The sequence below is a fragment of the Paenibacillus sp. FSL R5-0912 genome (genome assembly GCF_000758605.1).
Taxonomy (GTDB): Bacteria; Bacillota; Bacilli; order Paenibacillales; family Paenibacillaceae; genus Paenibacillus_AQ.
Genome location: NZ_CP009282.1, coordinates 3745324 through 3761624, shown reverse-complemented (window position 1 = coordinate 3761624; position 16301 = coordinate 3745324). Strand labels below are relative to the sequence as shown.

Below are 16301 nucleotides of genomic sequence, written 5' to 3'. Positions count from 1 at the left end.
GTATTTTAGAAGATAAGAATGTATAAGCTACACGCAATATAACGTTCTTATCTTTCCCGCAGAAGAGGATTCCTGTCCTGGTGAGGACGGTATTAGCCGTTTCTGCCTGTTTGCACTACCATACTACCATACTTGTATGGTAGTATGGTAGTGCTTCTGAACAACTTAACAGGAGGGCTACGCGATGGAATACATTATCGGTACACAAGCGGTTTCCACACGGGACATCGTGTATCGTTCTTTGAAGAATCAGATTTTGCTGTTGGAGCTGCCTCCCGGCACCAGCATCTCGGAGAAAGAAATTTCACTTAAATTCAATGTTAGCCGCACTCCCGTCAGAGAGAGCTTCGTCCGGCTGGCCCAAGAGGGCCTGCTCGATGTCTATCCCCAGCGCGGAACGGTTGTCTCTCTTATTGATTCCGGACTCGTCGAAGAAGCCCGCTTCATGCGCGAGCATCTGGAGCGGGCGGTTATGCGCGAGGCCTGCAGCTCTTTTCAGGCCAAACATCTTATAGATCTAAAGGCGAATCTGGATAAACAGAGACTCTGCATTGAAGATCAGGACTATAAAGAAATGTTCATGCTGGATGAAGAATTCCATCATCTGATCTTTACAGGCTGCAGCAAGAAGAACACCTGGGAAGTCGTCCAGCAGATCAAGGTCCATCTGAACCGCAGCCGGATGCTTAAGCTTACGGCAGATCATAATTGGGAGCATCTGTATCAGCAGCATTATTGCCTCTATGAAGCGATTCAGACACATGATGTTTCGCAGGGTGATCATATGATGCAGGAGCATATGGCCTTAACCATTGCCGATCAGGAGATGCTGATGGAGAAATACCCGCAGTACTACAAGTAGAAACGGCTCTGCGTCCATTTAAAAAGGAATCCGAGGAACTGAATAGAAGCCCCGCCCGGCGGGTAATGATGCCCGATAGTAAACAGACTTCGTCCTATTTAGGATCATACTTACATTAGAGAAGGGTTGGATACCTATGTCTGAGTTGGCATTTCAGCCTCAACTGGCAGGCAAAATCACCGTGATTACCGGAGGAGCCGGCGCACTATGCAGCGTGATGGCCCTTGAATTAGCCCGTCAAGGCGCCAAGGTCGCCATTCTGAACCGCACTGCGGACAAAGGGGCGACTCTGGCCGCGCAGATAACTGCAGCCGGAGGCCAAGCACTTTCCCTGGCCTGTGATGTTATGGATTCCAGCAATGTGCAGCAGGCAGCCGATGAACTTCTGAAGCACTGGGGGCCTTGTGATTTATTAATTAACGGAGCCGGCGGTAATCAGCCTTCGGCAATTACGACCCATGAGACCTTCACAGACGGAGACCTGGAGAATCCGGATATCGTCTCCTTCTTCGATCTGTCTGTGAGCGGGTTCCGCAATGTCCTTGACTTAAATATGACCGGAACGTTAATTCCGACCCAGATCTTCGCCAAGCAGATGCTCGGGCGCACCGGAACATCCGTCATCAACATTTCCTCAATGAGTGCCGCTTCGCCGATGACCAAAGTTCCGGCATACAGTGCTGCCAAGGCGGGGATTAACAACTTCACGCAATGGCTGGCCGTCCATCTGGCAGAAGCGGGAATACGGGTTAACGCTATAGCCCCGGGCTTCTTCGTAACCGCTCAGAATGAACAGCTGCTTGTGGACACTAATGGAGAGCTGACAGAACGTTCCCGCAAAATCATCTCCCAAACCCCGATGCGCCGTTTCGGTACGCCCAAGGATCTGCTCGGCACCCTGCTCTGGCTGGCAGATGAGCAAATGTCGGGGTTCGTCACCGGAATCACCGTGCCTGTGGACGGCGGATTCATGGCTTACTCCGGGGTTTGAGCGTGATCTATACAGCGGTTCCATCGGATCAAGATAATCCCAACCCATGTACAAGTCCAAATCCAAGCAGCGACATGAATACCGAACCTATGAAGCCGGCGATCACCGGCTTACGCCCCATGCTGCTAAAGGTCTTGAGGTCTATGCCGAGTCCAAGTCCCGCCATCGCCATGGCCAGCAGCAGATAGGCAAGTGTGATCATGTCTGACGCAAGCTGCTGAGGGATGACTTCAAGTGTATTAATTCCGCTCATCATCAGGAAGCCTGCAATAAACCAGGGGACCGGGAGCTTCTTGCGCTCCCGGTTTCCTTCCGTTTCAGCGGTATACCCTTCTTCTGCTCCATTGGACAGTTTCATACGGCGGTCTAGTTTCCGCTCCCTGCGGCCTTCTATCAGGCCCAGAATCAGAGCGACCGGAACCAGCATCGCTACCCGCGTCAGCTTCACCAGTACTGCCAGATCGGAGCCTTGCTGCCCGGCAGGTACGGCTGCAGCGATGACATGTGCCACCTCATGCAGGGTTGCTCCTGCGAAGATTCCGTACCCCGAAGCACTTAAGCCCATATATGGATATAGAATCGTATATACTAGTGTAAAAACAGTTCCCAGAATCGCCACTGTTGCCGCTCCTACTGCCGTCTCGTTGTCGGTCGCTTTGATCTGCGGGGCAATGGCAGCTACTGCTGCTGCGCCGCAGATGGCTGTTCCGCACGCAGTCAGCAGCCCCAGTCTTCTGTCAATTTTCAGCCAACGCGCCAAACCATACACAGTGAACAGCGTGAACACCAGGTTAATAGCTGCAATCCCGGCCACCTTTGGACCCGCCTGTACGATATCCCCCAGATTTAATCTCATCCCCAGCAGAATGATTCCTGCTCTGAGCAGTCTTTTGCCCGAGAACCGTACGCCTGCCATAGCCTGCTCCGGAACACCGGCTACTGCTCTGAGGCCAATCCCCAGCAGAATGGCCAGCACCAGCTGGCCCATAATGCCAAGGACCGGCAGCAAGGCTAAATATTTCGCCGCAACCGCCAGTGTGAGTGTAACAACAATCCCGCCGGCAAAGTAGACATATTTGTGATTACTCCGCTGCAATCTGTAACTTCCGCTTCCATTCATCCGTACCCGCGCCCCATTCACTACTTCGTTATAACGCCGCTTTTATAGCTTTACTATATAAGCATGCTTACGGAATGTGAAATACAGGTTTGCTATTTCAATCATTACAAATACTTATGCTTAGGCGAATTCACTATGTTAAAATAGTAAATAATCGCAATTACCGTTACATCCATCATCAATAAATGAGGGATTATTATGATTACTGATGCGCTCCGCGTTTTCGTTACCGTAGTAGAGCAGCAGCATTTCTCTAAGGCGGGTGAGCTGCTCAACCTCTCCCAGCCCGGGGTCAGCCTGCATATCCGCAATCTGGAGAACGAATTCGCAGTGAAGCTGCTGCACCGTTCCCCCAAGCAAGTGCGTCTTACTGAAGCCGGAGCCATTCTCTACAAGCATGCGAAACAGATGCTCATGCATTATGAAGAGGCCGGCCGGGAGATCCGGCTGCTGCAGGACGAAGTGACCGGCACTCTGCAGATCGGAGCCAGCTTCACGATTGGGGAATATGTGCTCCCGGCCCGCCTGGCCGATTTCGCCCGGCAATATCCGCTAGTCAGTCTCCAGGTCACCATAGGCAATACGGAAGAGATTATTGCGGCGGTCCGGTCTAACCGGCTGGATATCGGCTTCATCGAAGGTGAAACGTCGGGCTCCGATCTGATCATCATCCCGTATATGAAGGACGAGATGATTCTGGTTGCCCCTTCCGGTCATCCGCTGAGCGGAGAAATCGCTGTAGAAGACCAGATGCTGCATAATGAAGTCTGGGTGCTGCGGGAACCGGGTTCCGGTACCCGGGCCTTCAGCGACCGCTTCTTGCAGGAGTCTGGTATTCCGGTAAAACGCTCCTATGTATTCAACAGCAGCCAGGGTGTCAAGGAAGCCGTCAGTGCCGGACTTGGATTGTCCCTGCTGTCCAGATGGATAGTACGCAAAGAGCTGGCCAGCGGCGAATTAAGTGAACTAAGAATCAGGCATACACTGACTGAACGGGATTTCCGGATCATCCGGCAGAAGAATGCTCCAGATACACTGGCTATGCGGGTCTTTATCGGGAAGCTGCTGGATTGATATACTCTGCTCCAGTTAATCAGCAAGCAGAAGCCAGAGCAGAACAGCTTCAATACGGCCGGTCCTCCACTGGAATACATGTGGGGGACCGGCCGTATTGTAAGATCAATTATTCAGCTATTCGGGGCAGGCCGAATCATGATTATCCCTGCCGGCGGAACCTCCAGTGCATGCACACCTTTCTTCCACACCAGCCTGTGGTCCGCAATAACAGTTCCGCGGCAGTCGCGGATATTCACGAGCAGCAGACCCGGATCGCGGTCCAGCTCCAGTACCAGGCGCGGGTTCAGCGTCCCGTTGATTACCAGAACCAGCCCGGGCAAATCCCCTGCTAAAGGGATCACTGTATCATGATAAGCGGCAAACACCCACTTCTGCGCGGTGCGGGCGATGACAAGCGGATACAGCAGCTCGGGACTCACCGGCTCCAATCTGCCGTCCAGCAATACATCCCGGTGCTCGCGCCAGAAGCTTAGCCAGAAGCCCAGCATAGCCTTATGCGGCTCTGGCAGAGTATCCAGCCGGACGGATATCTGCGGCACAGCGAACAGAATGTTAATGAACTGCAATGCCGCTGCCTCGACCGGTTCCTCCGGATTCCACATCAGCATATCGGCATGTGCCGCGGTATCCCCGCAGATCAGCCGGATATCGATTGTATGCATCCGGTTCTGCAGGGCATCGTTTGGACAATCTGCTGCCCGGAACATATTGCCGTATTTGCGCATCAGCGGTCCGGTATAATTCTGGCGGAATTCGATCATAATATCCGGCTTCAGCTGCCGCAAGCGGGAGAGGACTCCGCTTAACAACAGATCGACGGCTTCCGGAACCGAACCTGTATCCCGGCTGCGCCAGTCTTCATCCTTCTGGCCCTCAGCCTCCCTGGCCGTATAGAAGCTATCCACGAAGTCGAGCTTGAAGCCGTCCAGATCCCAATCCAGCAATGCCTGCTCATATAAGGAAATTAAATATTCCCGGACTTCCGGATAACGGGGGTCTGCCACGCCTGCTCCGAAGCTCTCACTATAGTAGAGTAACTTATCCTTGAAGCGCAGCCAGGCTTCACTATGCTTGCCGATGAACGGCACGGCATACCACAGCAGGTATTTCATGCCAAGTTCATGGACACGGGCTACATGAGCCTGCATATCCGCGATTTTGTCCGGGCTGGCCTTCCAGTCTCCGCAATACGCATACCCCCGGGCTTCATCTGACGTCTGCCAGCCGTCATCCACAATTACCGCGCCGCAGCCCAGTTCAGCTGCGAGTCTGCACTCCAGCTCTACGGTCTCCGGCTTCAGCTGCTGATGGAAGCTGTACCAGGTGGAATACACCGGCTCCCTTGCAGTATCAGGAACCGGGGACGGCTCAATCCCTTTCAAGCCTGCCCACCATTTCCCCGCTGCGCCCAGTGCTTCATAGTAAGGAACGCTGCGGGAATCCAGCCGCAGGATGAGCTCATAATGAGTTAAGGGAGAGACATCGCCTGCGAACAACGTTACAGCACATTGAAAGCTGGACGTTTCTTCATTCAGTCCCGCACGCAGCTCCAGCGGATTCAAGACATCGGAGCAGGCAAAGGTCAGAGCATTGTTCCCCCTGAGGCCATATAGGCTGACAACCGGTGCAGAGAAAGTGGATCTGGACAGGAATCCCTCCCGCCAATCGGGAACCAGTCCCCTGTTTCGTTCCGCTGCCGGATGCCACATTCCTTGAATATCAATGGCCTGGTAGCACCAGCGAAGGGTTAGCTTGGGGGGAGCTGCCGGAACAGGAGCACTGAGTGTCAGGACAGTATAGGTAACGCCATCTACTCCGTGCTCCACATGAAGCTGAGATTGAAAGTCCGGACTGCTTCCTTCAAGAAGAATCTCGTAATCTCCCGTGCGAATGGTCTTCATTACGGTCCAAGCTCCTTCATAGCCAATTATCCGCTTATACGGTTATAACCGGCAGGGAATCGAAATCTGCACACAGGTGCCAATTCCGGAACGGCTGGCGATTAGCACTCCGTATTCGCTGCCGCCATGCAGCTTAATCCGGGAATCTACATTACGGATGCCGTAGCCGATCCGGGTCCCCTCTGGGGCCAGAATCTGCCGGATGGTATCCGCATTCATGCCTACCCCATTGTCTATAATCTTGAAGATGATGCTGTCCTCCCTCTTCTCCGCTACCAGCCGGATTCCGATGGTGCTGCCGAACCAGGCATGCTCCAGCACATTCTCAATCATCGGCTGCAGAATCAGCTTCACCGTCGCATACTCCAGCACCCCGGGGTCAATATCGTAATATACCGACATCCGCTCCCCGTATTTGATGCCCTGAATGGCAATATAAGCCTTGGCATGCTCAATTTCATTGCCCACGGTTGTGATAATTCCGCCCCGGTTCAAAGACAGCCGGTAGAACTTGGCCAGCTCCTGAACGAGGGTGTGCAGCTTCTGAATATCTCCGAACTGGGCCAGACGATTGATCGAGGAGAGTGTATTGTAGAGGAAATGCGGATTGATCTGCGCCTGCAGTGATTCCAGCTCCGCTTCTTTTTTCTGAAGATTGGCAACATAATTCTTATGAATCAGCTCTTCGATATTGCTGCCCATCCGGTTGAAGGCTACCGCAATCTGTGCCAGTTCGTCATTGCCCTTATACTTAATTCTCTTGTGAAAGTCTCCATCGTGAAAAGCGTTCAGCGATCCGACGATCTTCTGAATCCGCCGGGTGAAATAGCTGGATACTCCGATGCCGAGACAGGCCAGGACCAGCGCGCTGGCCAGACAGACCAGCAGAGTCATTCTCCGCACTTCGTTTGCACTCTCATCGAACTGGCTGTTCGGAATATAGGCCTGCAGCACCCATCCCACACCGTTCAGCGGTTCACTCAGCTGTAGCCGGTTACCGCTGGAATATAAGGTGCCGGAATCAGCAGTCTCCGGCGAAGATTCCAGCACCATTCTGCCGCTGCGGTCGGTCACCACAAGAGTGGCATATTCGCCGATCTTGCGGTAATCCACCGAATCCAGCAGATCCTGCATCTGAACGGTCACCCGGATTAGACCCATGCTCCGCTGCTTCTGAATATCATCCAGCCGCTGGATCAGCGAGATATTGCCATTCGCCTCATCGCGCAGAACCTGCCGCCATTGTCCGGTACCGGCCTTAGCTTCCGGCATCACAAGAGCCTGGTACCATTTCTCTTTCCGTATTCTTTGTACATGAAAAATTTCGTAACGTTTGGTCGAAAGCAGCGGATTGGGTCCAATCTCGCTGTAGTATAGTTCAGGAATGGAGTCATTCTCCAGATATAGCGACAGTCCGACATTACCTGCCGTGTAATTGAGCAGATTCTCAAGCGTAGGCATCAGGGTCTTCGTCATGGTCTCATAGCTGTACCAGCCTTGATCATAGTGCCGCAGGGCACTTTGCAGATTGAAATTATAGTATAAAGTGCTGGATATACGTTCAATATTATCCGTACGGTAGGTGATGTTATCCCGCATTTGCTGCAGTGTGCCTTGTATGTTCTCCCTCGTCTTCTGTTTGAGCGAGTTCACGGAATGACTGTAGGCGAACATGCCTACCGTACCCACAGCTACCAGCAGGCAGAACACATAAGGCAGAATCAGCTTGTATCCGTAGGGCATGCTTAGCCTGCGCCACATCTTACAGATGTCTCCTGTAGTCGCCCGGGCTGACTCCGTAATAATCCTTGAATTGCTTGCTGAAATGGGACAGATTCTTATAGCCGACCCGCTGGGCAGCTTCATAAACCTTAAGCTTCGGGTCACCAAGCAGCAGCTTCACCCGTTCCAGCCGTCTTAAGGAGACATAGTCGGAGAAATAGACTCCCTTCTCTTCAAAGAAAATCTGTCCCAGATGATTGGGCGAGAAGGAGAAATGATTGGCAGCATCCCGCAGCATCACGTTGTGCTCCAGACGTTCCTCTATATAAGCTTCAATCTCCTGTACGAGCTTGCGTTTCTTGCCCTGCCGTTTACGCTGCAAATGCTCCGACAGCTCGAACATACGGCGGCGCAGCCAGGATTTCATATCCTGGGTAGTCTCGAAATGGTAGAGAATGCTCAGATGCTTCCGGTCCAGTCCGAGCACCCCGTAGAAGTCCTCATTAATCGTATGCAAATAAGCATCGAGCTTCGACACCACATGCAGAAACAGCTGATAGATCTCCAGCTTGGTCTCCATATGCCCTACCCACACGAACAGCTCCTCATTACAATCGTCGATGGCAACCAGCCGGTAAGAGGACATGGCCTGAAACAAGGCCTGGAGAATATCATCAAGATCCTTAGCTTCAGCCGTAACCGGCCCTCTGGCATCCGTGTGCAGTATCAGCTTGCCTTTGCCCATGAACAGCTTCAATCCTAGGGCTTCCTTGGCCCGCTGGAAGGAGAAATGCAGCTCCTTCAGACTGTTCACCAGCGGTCCGGCTCCTATGGTCACTGTCAGCGGAGTTCCGCTGACCGCATGATGAATGAATTCCCTTAGCCGTCCATGCTCTACACGTTCTTCAAGGATTAGAGCAAAATGGAACTGATCCAGTCTGCAGACCTGAATCCGTTCCATCGCACAGAACTGTTCAACCGACAGGCTCAGCTGCTGCTCTATTGCCGCTTGGGCCTCCTCACTATATCCGTTCAGCTTCCAGGCCAGGTCATCTGGTTCCAGCAGAGCGGTGTACAGGCGGGATCTTTGCCATGCAATCCCCATGCGTTGAAGCAGCGGCAATACCCGGTCCTCATCCGGTGTTCCATCGAGAAGCTGCATGAACAGCTCACGCTTCAGCAGGGGTTCCGACTCCGAGAAATAATGCTCCAGATGGCTATGCGCCCGTTCCTTGTTCAGGGCCTCCTTCACATCAATCAACGTCCGCCGCATATCCTCATCGTCCACAGGCTTCAGAATATAACCGCAGGCACTCATGGAAATGGCCTGCTTGGCATACTGGAAATCCTCATAACCGCTGACAAAAACAATCTTCAGCATCGGATTCAGCTCAAGTGCTCTGCGGGCAAGCTCCATCCCGGTCATAATCGGCATCTTGATATCCGTAACGACAATATCCACCTGCTGCGCTTCCAGCACTTCAAGCGCCTCGAAGCCGCTGCTTGCGGCTGCACACACTTCCATGTCCATATCTTCCCAGTTCATGAAGTATTGCAGACCCTTCAGATCCAGCAGCTCATCGTCAACCAGCAGCACCTTATACATTCCATCCCCTCCTTCAGACCGCTTGCTGCCAAGGCGCAAGAGCGGAGGTTATCCCCTTAAGGCGGAAGGCAGCCCCTTCCCAAATAATGGGGTATACTTGGCTTCAGTATACCCCACGCCCCAGGCAGACTCTATTGTTATTTCATCCTGCTGAGGTTGTTCTGCCATCTTTCCGTCTGGTACGCCAGCAGCTTACCGTAACCCGCTTTTGAGGCGTCTTCATTCGCTTGGTTAATCAGGTTCAGCACCTCTTCATCACTCTTGGCATACAGCGTCTTGGCAAAAGCCTCCTGATAGATATCGTTAACGGCAGTGGCAATGGTTCCTTCTTCCGAATCCGGAAGCGGATCAAGGTTCACGAATTCCGTAAAGTTTCGGGAAGTCTTCCAGGTCACTTTCTGCTGGGCCAGCGTCGTCCAATTCTGCTTGTCAGCCGGCAGCTGCGCATCCATCTTGGCTTTGGTCTGATCGATGAATGTCGTATTGCCTACCCAGTTGAAGCGGCCGATTCTTTCCTTGTCTTTTCCTGCCTGCTCTGTGCTAAGACCCCCGGCATTCAGAATCGGTACTCCATCTGCGTCAGTCTCATCCCAGTAGAGCCCCTTACGTCCGAAGTTGATAATACGCTGGCCCTCCTCTCCGGTTAACCAGTCCAGATAGGAGAAGATCGCTTCAGGGTCCTTGGCATTCTTCGTAATAACAAGCACATTCCAGCCGAGGGAATTGTAATTATTCGGAGTGATTTTGGTGGCATCCAGGCCAGCTTTATGGATCGGCCAGATGATCTCATAGCCCGCTTCCGGATCGGTAGCCTTCAGGGCACCGTCCGCTCCCCGGCCCGGATTGACCACATCGCCATCCACGTATACTGCGACGCGGCCTGTTTTCAGCTTTTCGTTAATCTGGTCGCCGGTCTGCGTGAATACATCCTGTGAAATCAGCTTGTCGCGGAACAGCTTGCTGGCATACTGCATGTTCTCAATGAAAATCGGGTCTTCAAAGATCGACTTCAGTTCATTGCCCACAGGATTAGCTCTCGTCAGATAAGGTTTGTTCTCCGCCCATCCGCCATACATGGTATCAATGCCCCGGCCTTTGGCTCCAACCTCCAGCGGAACAACATCACTGTATTTCTCCTTCACCAGCTTCAGATAGGCATACAGATCATCGAAGGTTTCCAGCTTCGGCGAGCCCAGCTCTTTATAAATTTTCTTGTTGATGATCCAACCGCCGTTGCCGTTGGGGCTTGAGGTATACCAGTTCGGGAACTGGTACAGCTTGCCGTCGTCTGAGCGGAGCATACCGAGTGTGGCTTCCCCGGCGTTATTCTTAAGATTCGGATATTTGTCGAGATAATCATCCAGTGCCACCAGCATTCCGCCTTGCCGCAGACGCTCGACACTCGCACCGCGGTCCGTCATAATGACATCCGGCAGACTGCCTGAAGCAATCATGGTGCTGAACTTCGTCTCGGCAGCGCCGCTTGACTGAACGGGAGTCATATTGACCTTAAGGGTATCGGCAATCCAGCGCGTGGTTGAGTCGGCGCCCCACTGCTCCGTAGTATCCCAGTCATAATTGCTGTAATAGCTGAAGGTTACCGGCTTCACTGTGCTTACTGCGTCTGTGGAAGGCTCCGTAGTTGCGGGTACCGCCGTTTCCGCTGCAGCAGTGGCTGCCGCCGGTTCTTTAACGGGTTCTGCCGTACCCTGAACTGCCGCGTTATTCCCTCCGCCACACCCGGCCATCAGCAGCACCGTGCATAATGCAACCGTCATTTGTGTCCATCGTTTGGTCGTCCGTTTCAAATTAAGTAACCCCTCTCTACATGTGAGTTCAAGAAATCTGCGCTACTCTTTCAAGGAACCGATGAGTACCCCTTTGACAAAATATTTTTGCAGAAACGGATACACCATAATGATCGGCAGCGTTGCCACCATAGTGGTAGCCATAATCAGCGACTTGGTGGTGACAGACTGCACCAGAGCCAGACGGTCCTGGGCTGCCGCATTGCCGACGGACTGAAGCTGATCGGTCACAATATTGGAGCTCAGGATCTGCTTCAGCAGCGTCTGGATCGGAATCAGGCTGGGATCGTTAATATAAATGCTGGCTGAGAACCAGTCATTCCAGTGATAGACGGCGGTAAAAAGGGACAGGGTTGCCACGACGGGACCCGATATGGGAAGGACGATGCGGATCAGCACACCGATATGGTTGCAGCCGTCAATCCGTGCCGATTCCGCCAGTCCCGCCGGCAGGCCAAGAAAGAAGGTCCGGAAAATAATCATATTATATACACTGATTAAGCCGGGAATAACGAGAACCCAAAAGGTGTCCATCATGCCAAACTCCCGCAGCAGCAGAAAGGTAGGAATTAAGCCGCCGCTGAAATACATTGTAATGATGCAGAAGACCATATAGAACCTGCGCCCGATCAGCTCATGACGTGATAGCCCGTAAGCCAGGATAGCCGTGAACAGCACGGACAGGATCGTTCCGGTTAGCGTTCTCAGAATGGATATCATGAACGCCTGCCCGATCCGGCTGTCCTGGAAGACGACCTCATAGTTATCAAACGTTGGGACCCGGGGCCAGAACGTGATGCCGCCCAGCGATGTATCCGAGCCCATATTGAAAGAGATAACCAGGGAATTCCAGAAGGGATACAGGGTGACGAAGCCCAGCAGGATCAGAATGATATAAATGAACAGCTGCAGCACTTTATCCCCCGTTGACAGCTTCATCATAACCTGTAACCCCTTTCCCCGCAGCGTCTGATTTCATGAACATTTCTGCATCTATACCGCTTTGATGCTGCTTCGCTCACCATAGGCTGGAGCCCATTTTTCTGGCTGCCTTATTGGCCAGCGCCAGCAGTGTTACACTGACAACTGCCTTGAACAACCCTGCTGCTGCCGCGTATGAGAAGCGGTTATTCAGAATCCCCATCCGGTACACATAGGTATCGATTACATCCGACACATCACGGAGAATCGGATTCGTGGCCAGAATGAGAATATCTTCAAACCCGGCGTTAAGAATATTACCCACCGCCAGAATCATGAAGATGATAATGACGGGCCGGATACATGGCAGTGTGATCAGCTGGATCTGCTTGAATCTCCCTGCCCCGTCGATGGAAGCGGCTTCATACAGATGCGGATCAATTCCGGCAATGGCAGCCAGATAGACAATGGCGGCAAACCCCATCTCTTTCCACATCCCCGTCCCAACGAGAATACTCCAGAAATACTCCGGCACAGACAGAAAGCTGATCGGCTCAGAGGTTAGATTCAGGCTCATCAGCAGCATGTTAACGCTTCCATTATCAGTCGACAGCATCGAGCCTACGAAACCGCCGACGATCACCCACGAGAGAAAATGCGGCAGATAGCTTACGGTCTGCACGACCCGCTTGAACATCATACTCCGGACTTCATTCAGCATCAGCGCCAGCAGTATCGGTGCCGGGAAGCCGAAGCAGAGCTTCAGCAGACTGATCACCATCGTGTTGCGCATGACTCTCCAGAAGTCCGGGGAATTGAAGAAAGCCTCGAAATGCTTCAGTCCCACCCATGGGCTGTGTAAAAATCCGCCGAACAGCTGATAATCCTGGAAAGCCATTAGAACTCCGTACATGGGCAGGTAACTGAAAATAAAGATGAAGATCAAAGCAGGCACTACCATCAGCTGAAGATCCCATTGTCTGATCCAGTTATTGCACCAATATACTGATTTTCCTTTCTTCCGGACAGGCAATCTCCGCTCGATTTCCACATTGGTCATCCTTCCTGTTTCTTTGCTTTACACCTTCATTCTATGATCTCCAGGAAGGAGCTACCAGTAGCGCAGCCAACGAAAACTGTGGTCCAGCAACGGAGATTTTTCCGGATCACTCCGGCTGGTTGAGTTAGTTACAGTGGGCTTATTCTTCCTCCACGGGCAATTTGATAGCTTTTACATCGTCTATATACAGTGTTCCGCTTCCCTGTGTCCCGCTGCCTTGGGCAATATAGAAGGCGAACTCTTTAATGGAACCCAGATCAATGACGCCGTTGCCGCCGGTAGACCAGCCGGGCCGCAGGAATTCGGTAAAGGGAATACTTACAAGCACTGGCGATGTGCCTTGGACCGGAATACTCGCTTCCCATACCTCACCGTTCGTCTCATGAAACTGAACTGCAAGCTGCCGGTTCGAGCCATCCGGCTGCAGCCAGAAGGAAATGGCTTCCATCCCCGGCCATTCCTTGCCCATGCTGCGGTAGACTCCCGCATAGCCGGGATTGCCAACCGTATAGTCCAGCTTAAGCCCGTAGATGCCGCTGTTCAGATGGTAAGTGTCCAGCGTCACCGTCGCCAGGTTGCCGGAGACATTCCGCTGCCATTTGGCACGCAGGCTGCTGTTCGAGCTGCCGTACTGCTCGAAATCATCAATGAGATAACTGTCCGCAGGCGGCGGAACATACGGGCCATTGCCTGTTTCGCCGTTATGGAGCGCACGCGGATTGCTATAGAGTGCTTGAATGGCACTGAGTGAATTTTTGTCGGTCAAATATTGCGACCAGGTCATGAAATACGCATACCGGGGCTGCTTCTCCATCAGCAGATCCATGTCCGGGAGCTCCCCGTTCTCCCCGATAGCAATCGGTCTGCCACCGCTAAGCTGCACAAGCTTGTTGTAATACGTATCCCGGTAATCGTTGTTATAGATATCCATCGCCAGCACATCAACGGCATCATGACCGGGATAATAAGGAGCAGAATCATAGGCCCATGAGCTCTCAGCATTCGGGCTCCATACCCAGATCAGATTATCCAGACCATGCAGATGGGTGTAACGGTCGTACAAATTGTCCCACAGCTGCCTGAACAGCTCCGGCCGCGCGCCCCACCAGAAGAATTCGGCATTCATCTCATGATACGGCCGCCACAGCACCGGAATGCCTTCGTCTCTCAGCTGGGCAAGATATCCTGCAACTTCATCCACTTGAGCAGCCCACTGATTGTAGAGTGCAGTCCCCGGAGTAACAATCTCCGCCATCTGAGCTGCTGTTACATCTCCTGTGACACTTTCCCATCCGGCGGTGGCAGAATCCATAGGACGGGGCTCATGATACGTCAGGGTAATAATGCTGCCCGTATGACCTTTGTTGATAGCCTCGTCAATCATGGCCTGGCGCAGGGCGCTGAAATCCCCGCTGGTATAATAGGCGAAATCCGAACCCCAGATTGCCGGATAATATCCGGTCAATTCTGCTGCCGTATCATACCAAAGGGATGGCGCTTCGTAATAGTTATGCTGCCCCGTGTACACAGCATTGCCGACCCTGGCATAGAGCCGGTCCAGAAGGGCCACCGCTTCCTCCGATGCTCCCGGATTCACCGGGAACATCTTGCCGGTAGTGAGCTCAAGTGAACTCGCCGCCGACACTGCCGTCCCTTCGCTGACTGCTGTCACCTTCACCTCATAGAGACTCTCAGGTGACAGACCTTCCAGCTTATAGGCATACAAGGATTGACCAGGAACATAAGGCACCGTTATATTGCTCCATTCAGTATCCGCCGCCTTTTTGAAGGTAATGCTATAATTCTTCACACCAAAAGGACCCGTAGCTGCCAGCCACTCCAGATCAGCGGATACACCATCTGTACGGTTCACGGTAAACCCTGCGGGCGCCCCAGGTGCAAGGTCCTCTGGAAGCTCCGGCAGCTTGCCGATATATACCTGATCCAGGAACTGATCCGTCCCCGTCTGATTCTTTGCTGTCAGCTGCATATATTCGGTGGAACCTGTTGTCCGCAGCTGATTCTCCGAGCGTGCCCATACCATAGCAGTATTTGTGATCAGCGGATGCTCAGTTTCAGAGGATTCCTGATAGACACTGAGGCTTACGGTAGATGCTAGCGGGGGTACAGCTGCTGACCTGGTCCAGTAGGAAACCAGATAAGAGTCTTCCCCGTATACAGGAATCTCCTCGCTTCTGATTGCCGAATTGTCCGTCAACCGCGCCGCATATTGTCCAGCGTATGTTCCGTAGGTTATTGTCTGCACTGTTCCCGTTTCGGTCCACGGGCTGATCGAAGCCGTTTCGAAACCGCCATTAGTTAGCAGATTCACGCCCGGCGTTGCCTCCATGCCCATCACAGCACCGGATGTATTGCCGGCCGTATCTCTGGAACGCAGCATGATAGCGTATACAGAGAACGGTTCAAGGTTCTGCAAAGTATAGGTGTACGAGGTAACGGTCTCCAGATGCGGAACCGATAAGGTATTCCAGCCGGAGTCTTCTGTTTTTTTGTAGGACAGCTGGTAAGATTCGACCGCCATATCATCTGTAGAGCCCGCCCAGGTCAGCTTAAGTGAATCCGGATCATGCTCGGCTAGCCAGGTTCCTGGCGTTGACGGCCGTTCAATATCTACATTCTCCCGGATCACCGCGTCGTCAATGTAATAATCTTTGCTGGTGCTGTTCCAGAACGAGAAGCGGATATACTGCACCCCGGGAGCCGCTGTGTACAGCAGCTGCTTGTACTCCCACTGGGTCGAACCGGAGAAATAGAGATATTGCTTCGTCTGCTGATTGCCGAAGGCATCCAGATCGATCGCCGCACTCGTCACTCCCGTTCCTGCGAATTTGACCCACAAGCCCACCCTGTAGGTTTTACCTTCCTGCACTGCTACGGATGCAGATGCCCCGCCTGTATTTCGCTTCACCTGAAGACTCTTCGCGCCACCATGCTTCTCGGCGGTTGTCACCACCGGACTCCCCCATTTCTCCCACGACACATCTCCCGCTTCGAAGCCGGGATTTCCAAGAAGATTCTCCCCTGCCGAATATGATACCGTTGGCGGCAGGAGAATTGATGCAACAAACAGAGCGAGGGCCAGGCAACCATGCAACCATTTTTTGCTCGTTCGTGCAGCCACTTTATTCAGTCCTCCATTTGAATAGAGCCGGATTATATTCGATGATTACATCGTCCGGCTCATCAAATGTAAGCGTTTTCCTAGAGACTCA

Annotated in this window: 11 protein-coding genes; 3 read left to right on the top strand and 8 right to left on the bottom strand. The window is 52.7% G+C overall.

The features are described 5' to 3' along the window. The first annotated feature begins 184 nt into the window (after positions 1–184). Positions 185–862 carry a GntR family transcriptional regulator gene (locus R50912_RS15935; protein ID WP_039292670.1) on the top strand — a complete coding sequence of 226 codons (678 nt, stop codon included), beginning with the start codon at positions 185–187 and terminating at the stop codon, positions 860–862. Positions 863–998: 136 nt separating this feature from the next. Continuing rightward, positions 999–1853, top strand: a complete 855-nt coding sequence (locus tag R50912_RS15930) for an SDR family oxidoreductase (RefSeq protein ID WP_042236268.1) — start codon at positions 999–1001, stop codon at positions 1851–1853. A 28-nt stretch (positions 1854–1881) separates the two neighbouring features. Here R50912_RS15930 and R50912_RS15925 read toward each other — a convergent pair whose 3' ends face one another. Next, positions 1882–2973, bottom strand: coding sequence for a YeiH family protein (locus R50912_RS15925; protein WP_042236266.1), 1092 nt, complete (start codon positions 2971–2973; stop codon positions 1882–1884). 198 nt (positions 2974–3171) lie between these two features. On the opposite strand from R50912_RS15925, the gene R50912_RS15920 reads away from it, so the two are divergent. Then, positions 3172–4047, top strand: coding sequence for a LysR family transcriptional regulator (locus tag R50912_RS15920; protein WP_042236265.1), 876 nt, complete (start codon positions 3172–3174; stop codon positions 4045–4047). A 113-nt stretch (positions 4048–4160) separates the two neighbouring features. Here the strand turns inward: R50912_RS15920 and R50912_RS15915 are convergent, their stop codons facing one another. The 7 genes from R50912_RS15915 to R50912_RS33320 form a co-directional block, all read right to left on the bottom strand. Beyond that, complete coding sequence (locus R50912_RS15915) at positions 4161–5951, bottom strand: glycoside hydrolase family 36 protein (protein WP_052416380.1); 1791 nt, start codon at positions 5949–5951, stop codon at positions 4161–4163. Between the two features lie 42 nt (positions 5952–5993). Beyond that, the gene (locus R50912_RS15910) at positions 5994–7712 is read right to left on the bottom strand and encodes a cache domain-containing sensor histidine kinase (RefSeq protein WP_042236263.1); all 1719 of its coding nucleotides are present in this window, start codon (positions 7710–7712) and stop codon (positions 5994–5996) included. A 1-nt stretch (position 7713) separates the two neighbouring features. Then, positions 7714–9279 carry a response regulator gene (locus R50912_RS15905; RefSeq protein ID WP_042236262.1) on the bottom strand — a complete coding sequence of 522 codons (1566 nt, stop codon included), beginning with the start codon at positions 9277–9279 and terminating at the stop codon, positions 7714–7716. 137 nt (positions 9280–9416) lie between these two features. Continuing rightward, complete coding sequence (locus R50912_RS15900; RefSeq protein ID WP_042236260.1) at positions 9417–11057, bottom strand: extracellular solute-binding protein; 1641 nt, start codon at positions 11055–11057, stop codon at positions 9417–9419. Between the two features lie 72 nt (positions 11058–11129). Beyond that, positions 11130–12029: a carbohydrate ABC transporter permease gene (locus R50912_RS15895; RefSeq protein ID WP_042137056.1), complete on the bottom strand. Its 900-nt coding sequence runs from the start codon at positions 12027–12029 to the stop codon at positions 11130–11132. Positions 12030–12105: 76 nt separating this feature from the next. Continuing rightward, complete coding sequence (locus R50912_RS15890) at positions 12106–13068, bottom strand: ABC transporter permease (protein ID WP_042236258.1); 963 nt, start codon at positions 13066–13068, stop codon at positions 12106–12108. A gap of 139 nt (positions 13069–13207) precedes the next feature. Next, a complete protein-coding gene (locus tag R50912_RS33320) occupies positions 13208–16210 on the bottom strand; it encodes a glycosyl hydrolase (protein ID WP_052416377.1) in 3003 nt (1000 codons plus the stop codon). Positions 16211–16301: the final 91 nt, after the last annotated feature.

What these genes read in the sequence shown, in the direction of transcription:
- R50912_RS15925 (WP_042236266.1), bottom strand. Translation starts at nt 2,973, where the DNA reads ATGAATGGAAGCGGAAGTTACAGATTGCAGCGGAGTAATCACAAATAT.
- R50912_RS15910 (WP_042236263.1), bottom strand. Translation starts at nt 7,712, where the DNA reads ATGTGGCGCAGGCTAAGCATGCCCTACGGATACAAGCTGATTCTGCCT.
- R50912_RS15900 (WP_042236260.1), bottom strand. Translation starts at nt 11,057, where the DNA reads ATGACGGTTGCATTATGCACGGTGCTGCTGATGGCCGGGTGTGGCGGA.
- R50912_RS15905 (WP_042236262.1), bottom strand. Translation starts at nt 9,279, where the DNA reads ATGTATAAGGTGCTGCTGGTTGACGATGAGCTGCTGGATCTGAAGGGT.
- R50912_RS15935 (WP_039292670.1), top strand. Translation starts at nt 185, where the DNA reads ATGGAATACATTATCGGTACACAAGCGGTTTCCACACGGGACATCGTG.
- R50912_RS15930 (WP_042236268.1), top strand. Translation starts at nt 999, where the DNA reads ATGTCTGAGTTGGCATTTCAGCCTCAACTGGCAGGCAAAATCACCGTG.
- R50912_RS15895 (WP_042137056.1), bottom strand. Translation starts at nt 12,029, where the DNA reads ATGATGAAGCTGTCAACGGGGGATAAAGTGCTGCAGCTGTTCATTTAT.
- R50912_RS15920 (WP_042236265.1), top strand. Translation starts at nt 3,172, where the DNA reads ATGATTACTGATGCGCTCCGCGTTTTCGTTACCGTAGTAGAGCAGCAG.
- R50912_RS15890 (WP_042236258.1), bottom strand. Translation starts at nt 13,068, where the DNA reads ATGACCAATGTGGAAATCGAGCGGAGATTGCCTGTCCGGAAGAAAGGA.
- R50912_RS15915 (WP_052416380.1), bottom strand. Translation starts at nt 5,951, where the DNA reads ATGAAGACCATTCGCACGGGAGATTACGAGATTCTTCTTGAAGGAAGC.